The sequence below is a fragment of the Enterococcus sp. 3H8_DIV0648 genome, assembly GCF_002140655.1.
GTDB classification, from domain to species: Bacteria; Bacillota; Bacilli; order Lactobacillales; family Enterococcaceae; genus Enterococcus_A; species Enterococcus_A hulanensis.
In genome coordinates this window covers 1,198,985-1,205,009 of record NZ_NGLG01000001.1, presented here as the reverse complement: position 1 = coordinate 1,205,009, position 6,025 = coordinate 1,198,985, and the positions used below count along the sequence as shown (strand labels likewise).

Sequence of the window (6,025 nt, the reverse complement as noted above, 5' to 3'; positions counted from 1 at the left end):
TTTCGTTCGATACTTTGTTAAAATGAAGCGTGAAGGTTTAGTGATTTTTCTTATTTTGCTATTTTATTTAACTGAGGGTATACGTGAAAAAATATATTAATTGGAATTAGGAGTCGAAGCTATGAGTGAAAAAAAATTATTATTAGTAGACGGAAACAGTGTTGCGTTCCGTGCTTTTTTTGCCCTGCATAATTCTTTGGAGCGTTTTAAAAATAAAAGTGGTTTGCACACCAATGCGATTTATGCGTTTAACAATATGTTTGAAAATGTAATGGATCGGGAAAAACCGACTCACGTATTAGTCGCTTTTGATGCGGGAAATACGACTTTTCGGACAGCGATGTATTCCGAATACAAAGGCGGTCGTTCAAAAACGCCGGGAGAATTCCGTGAACAGATGCCTTATTTACGCGAATTATTAATCGGTTTAGGCGTAAAGCACTATGAATTAGATAATTATGAAGCCGATGATATTATCGGAACATTGGCCCATCGTGGAGCAGAAGAAGGGTTCGATGTAGTCGTTCTATCTGGTGACCGTGACTTGACGCAGTTAGCGACAGATAAAATCAAGGTCGATATCACAGTAAAAGGTGTTAGTGAAATCGAATCTTATACGCCTGAACATGTGGCGGAAAAATATGATGGCTTGACCCCTAATCAAATTATCGATATGAAGGGCTTGGCTGGGGATACATCAGATAATTATCCGGGTGTAACAAAGGTCGGAGAAAAAACTGCGATCAAATTATTGAAGCAATTCGGCAGCGTCGAAGGTGTTTACGAAAATATCGATGAACTGAAGAAAAGCAAAATGAAGGAGAACTTGATCAATGATAAAGATCAGGCTTTTCTTTCAAAAGAATTGGCAACTATTAAATTGGATGCACCTGTCGATATTTCCATTGATGAACTAGTTTATAACGGAAAAGATTTAGACAAGCTGGTTCCTTTCTTTAAAGAGATGGATTTCAAAGGCTTCTTAAGTAAACTGAATGTTGAAGAAGAGGAAGTTGAACTAGAAGATATTACGTTTGACGTAGTTGATGAGTTTACTGAGGACATGTTCAGTGCGGATTCTGCCTTATATGTTGAGATGTTGGAAGATAATTACCATCTATCAGATATCGTTGGTGTAGCATGGGGGACGAAAGAAAAAATCTATGTGACCAATGAATTAGCGCTATTTGAGAGTGCTGTCTTTAAAAAGTGGTTAGAAACTGCCAACGGTAAAAAAGTTTATGATGCAAAACGCACCTATGTGGCGTTAAATCGCTATATTACTAAAACAGAGGGAATCAACTTTGATGTTTTGTTGGCTGCTTATCTGTTAGATACGAATGACAACAGCAACGATATTGCTGGGGTAGCACAGTATTATGGCTACACAGAAATCCAAACGGACGAACAAATCTACGGCAAAGGCGCAAAAAAAGGCTTGCCGGAAGATGATGAAGTATTCTTTGGTCATCTGGCCCGTAAGATTAAAGCAATCCATTTCTTAAATGATAAACTAGAAGGCGAATTAGAAGAAAAGAAACAGGATAACTTATTCTATCAAATGGAACTACCGCTTTCTCGGATTCTAGCAGAAATGGAGATTGCCGGGATTACTGTCGATGCGCAACGCTTACAAGCAATGCGAGGAGAATTCTCAAAACGATTACAGGAAATCGAGCAAAAGATTTATCAAGAAGCCGGCGAAGAGTTTAACATCAATTCGCCTAAACAACTGGGTGTCATCCTATTTGAGAAAATGCAGCTGCCAGTAATTAAAAAAACAAAAACCGGTTATTCGACTGCTGTAGATGTTTTAGAACAGTTGCGAGAGCAAGCACCGATCGTGGAGCATATTTTAGACTATCGACAACTTGCTAAGATTCAATCAACGTATGTCGAAGGATTGCTGAAAGTGATTCAAGGCGATAATAAAATTCATACGCGTTATATCCAAACACTGACTCAAACAGGCCGCTTAAGTTCTGTTGATCCAAACTTGCAAAATATTCCGATTCGGTTGGAGGAAGGGCGAAAAATTCGTCAGGCGTTTGTTCCGCGAGATGAGAACTGGCTGATTTATTCTTCCGATTACTCGCAAATCGAATTACGCGTTTTAGCTCATATTTCTGGTGACGAACATTTGAAGCAAGCATTCCGTGATGGGATGGACATCCATACTAGTACAGCAATGCGTGTCTTCAATGTTTCTGAAGAAGAAGTAACGCCGAATATGCGTCGAAACGCGAAAGCCGTTAACTTTGGGATCGTGTATGGTATTTCTGATTATGGTTTGTCACAAAACTTGGGAATCACTCGTAAAGCAGCTCAAGAGTATATCGACACCTATTTTGAGAATTATCCAGATGTGAAACGTTATATGGAAGAAAGTGTGCGCGAAGCAAAAGACAAAGGCTATTCAGCAACCTTATACAATCGCCGACGCTATTTGCCGGACATCAATGCTCGTAATTTCAATCTGCGTTCATTTGCAGAACGAACGGCTATCAACACGCCGATCCAAGGAAGTGCGGCAGATATTTTGAAATTAGCGATGATTGAAATGGCTAAGCGTCTGAAAGAAGAAAAGCTGCAGGCGACAATGTTATTGCAAGTACACGATGAACTTGTTTTTGAGGTACCAGAGAGCGAGTTAGAGCAACTAGATAAGCTGGTCAAAGAAGTAATGGAAAACACTGTTCATTTAGATGTGCCATTATTGACAGATAGCAATTGGGGAAAAACTTGGTACGAAGCGAAATAAAGTAAAGCTGGAAGAAATTCCAGCTTTTTTGCCAGTTAATTACTTTAAAGAATGAAAATGATGCTAGTGAAACTAGTCCACTTGCGTGCTACAAAAACAAATCATTTCTTGCTTTTTCCGAAAAATGATAACGTAAATATGAACGCGCTGTTCGCTATTTAAGTATGTAGCAAGTTCAAAAGAATCAATAAATTAATGAGAGTTAGGATGATAGATATGCCGGAATTGCCAGAGGTTGAGACAGTCAGAAAGGGCTTGATCTCTTTAGTTAAGGGGAAGACCATTGCAAAAATAGATGTTTATTGGCCGCGAATTATTGAATTTCCCGAGGTTGAAATCTTTCAGCAGCAATTGGTTGGCGAGACCATTGAAACGGTGGAACGACGCGGAAAATATTTGATTTTTCAATTTACTCATTACGAAATGGTCTCCCATTTACGGATGGAAGGAAAATATGAATATTTTAATGAACCCACACCGTTAGATAAGCATAGCCATGTACGATTTATTTTTACAGACGGGACTGAGCTGGTTTATCACGATGTGCGAAAATTTGGACGCATGGCCTTATTAAAAAAAGGAACTGCAAACGAGTATAAGGGATTAATGCAGCTAGGACCGGAACCAACGGACGCAGATTTTAACTTAGCCGATTTCAAAGAGCATCTAAAAAAATCTTCGACGATGATCAAGCCTCTATTATTGAATCAAAAAGTTGTAGCAGGATTAGGAAATATTTATGTTGATGAAGTTTTATGGTTGGCAAAAATCCATCCAGAACAGCCTGCGAATACGCTGAGTGCTCAAACTGTGCGACGCTTGCGAGAAGCAATCATCGAGGTGATCACAAAAGCTAAAGAAGCTGGCGGAACGACGATTCGAACCTATTTAAATGCACTAGGAGAAGCTGGTCATTTCCAACAAGAGCTGCATGTATATGGTCAGACGGGGACTCCTTGTTCGCGTTGTGGAACACCAATCATTAAAATAAAAGTTGCTCAAAGAGGAACGCATCTTTGTCCCCATTGTCAGAAATTAAAGAAGGTGTAACGATGAGTTTTGTACTAGGTATCACTGGCGGAATCGCCAGCGGAAAATCGACAGTTGTAGATTTTTTCAGAGCAAAGGGTTTTCCAATCGTAGATGGTGATATTGTGGCACGAGAAATAGTCGAACCAGGAACAGAAGGCTTGAAGGCATTGGAAAAAGCTTTCGGTTCAGAGATTATAGAAAAAACAGGTGGTTTAGATCGCAAAAATTTAGGTGCGCTCATTTTCCATGATGAGGAAAAAAGAAACCTGTTAAATAAAACGCTCGATCCTTTTATTCGCGGAGAAATCAAACGACAAACAGAAGAGGCGAAAAGGTCAAATGACTTGGTAATCGTCGATGTCCCATTGTTGTATGAAGGAAAGTACGAAGCGATGATGGATAAAGTGGCCGTAGTCTATGTCACACCGGATATCCAATTAAATCGCTTGATGGCAAGAAATAAGTTGACAAAAAAAGAAGCCTTAGGACGAATCAACAGTCAGCTTTCATTGGATGAAAAAAGAGAACGAGCCGATATTCTTATCGATAATTGCGGCTCACAAGAAACAACGCGTCAGCAAGTGCTTGATTGGCTAAAAGAAAATAAATATGTTTCTTAAAGAATTCAGCGTCGTAGCCTTACGACGCTTTTTTTAGCGCGCTGGTTATGGTAAACTCATGTTATATAAACAGATAATTTTTTTCTTTCTACAAACTTTTGTTTTTAAAAAATTGTTCCTGTCTCTTATACACATCTAGATGTGTATAAGAGACAGGTACAAACTTGTGTTTTACTTACGTTCTGATAAAATAATGGATAGAACATATTACGGAGGGAATGAATTTGTATAATATGAAGGCTCGGAAAATAGGCAAAACGATTGACGAGATTGAGGAAGGTGACTCGTTGTCGTTAACGGAATCGATCGAAGATAATCAGATTCTTTTATACTTAGGTTTGACAAATGATGCGAATCCTTTGTACATCCAACACGACTACGCGAAAGAAACTGAGTATGAGCAACCGCTTGTGCCATCGATCATGCTGATGGGAATCATAACAAGTGCGATTTCTAAACATTTACCAGGACCGGGTTCTCACGTTGTGAACTTCTCGATCAATTTTATTGATCCAGTTTTTCACTATGAAACATTGACCTTTGAGTTTGAAGTAATCAAAGTAGATAAAATGAAAGATGTCGTTACTATTTCTGTGGAAGCAGTGGAAGCTACTGACAATGAAGAGAAACGTATCTTGGATGCTGTGGTAATGGTAAAACCGCCGCAAGCACACATAGGAGATGAGATAAATGAATAATCAAGAAACTCAAGTTTACGGATTGAATCGTTTTTACGGAAAAATCTACGCGTTCCTCGCTTTAGGTATTGGAATCAGCGCAGTAATTTCATACATGGCTTTAGGACCATGGGCTTATCAAGTTGCAAGCTTCATCAATAATTTTCCGTTAGGCTTCTGGGGAATCTGGATCGCAGAGATTGCGCTGGTTATTTTTCTTGGCGCAAAAGCTCAAAAGAATCCAACATTAGCACTTAGCGGTTTTATCGTATATTCAGCTTTGAATGGCGTGACTTTGGCTGTCACACTAGCAATGTATGATTTGGGTACGGTAACACAAGCATTTGTAACCGCATCGGCAACATTTTTAGTCATGTCGCTTGTCGGTTCATTTACGAAACGCGACTTATCCGGAATGGGACGCGCGGCTCTGAGCTGTTTGTTGGGAATTATCATTGCAATGCTGTTAAATGTCTTTGTATTGCACAGCAGTGCAGTTGATTTCTTTATTTCTATTTTAATGGTAGTGATCATGTCAGGTATCACAGCTTATGACAATCAAATGATCCGTAAAATCTATCATGGAACGAATGGTGAAGCCGGAAATGGCGTGGCTGTCTTTATGGCCTTGCAGCTTTACTTGGACTTCATCAACCTGTTCATTTCATTCTTACGAATTTTTGGAAACAGCAAATAGAGGCGAGTATTCGTCTCTATTTTTTTTGGATACGTCTTTATGATAAGAATCCTGAAAAAATCGGCTGCATTCTTTTCATTTCGTTCGATACTTTGTTAAAATGAAGCGTGAAGGTTTAGTGATTTTTCTTATTTTGCTATTTTATTTAACTGAGGGTATACGTGAAAAAATATATTAATTGGAATTAGGAGTCGAAGCTATGAGTGAAAAAAAATTATTATTAGTAGACGGAAACAGT

Annotated in this window: 5 protein-coding genes; all 5 read left to right on the top strand. The window is 38.9% G+C overall.

The genetic code is table 11. The annotated features are described in order from the left end of the window. Positions 1-121 precede the first annotated feature (121 nt). The 5 genes from polA to A5875_RS05500 all read left to right on the top strand — a co-directional run bounded on the left by polA (position 122) and on the right by A5875_RS05500 (position 5,787). Complete coding sequence (gene polA / locus A5875_RS05520; RefSeq protein WP_088932692.1) at positions 122-2,761, top strand: DNA polymerase I; 2,640 nt, start codon at positions 122-124, stop codon at positions 2,759-2,761. Positions 2,762-2,977: 216 nt separating this feature from the next. After that, a complete protein-coding gene (gene mutM, locus A5875_RS05515) occupies positions 2,978-3,811 on the top strand; it encodes a DNA-formamidopyrimidine glycosylase (protein ID WP_088932691.1) in 834 nt (277 codons plus the stop codon). Between the two features lie 2 nt (positions 3,812-3,813). Then, entirely contained in the window at positions 3,814-4,413 is a 600-nt protein-coding gene (gene coaE, locus A5875_RS05510; protein WP_088932690.1) for a dephospho-CoA kinase, read from the top strand. Positions 4,414-4,631: 218 nt separating this feature from the next. Further along, positions 4,632-5,111, top strand: coding sequence for a MaoC family dehydratase (locus A5875_RS05505; RefSeq protein ID WP_088932689.1), 480 nt, complete (start codon positions 4,632-4,634; stop codon positions 5,109-5,111). Further along, positions 5,104-5,787, top strand: a complete 684-nt coding sequence (locus A5875_RS05500) for a Bax inhibitor-1/YccA family protein (protein ID WP_088932688.1) — start codon at positions 5,104-5,106, stop codon at positions 5,785-5,787. The genes A5875_RS05505 and A5875_RS05500 overlap by 8 nt, the downstream gene beginning before the upstream one ends. Positions 5,788-6,025: the final 238 nt, after the last annotated feature.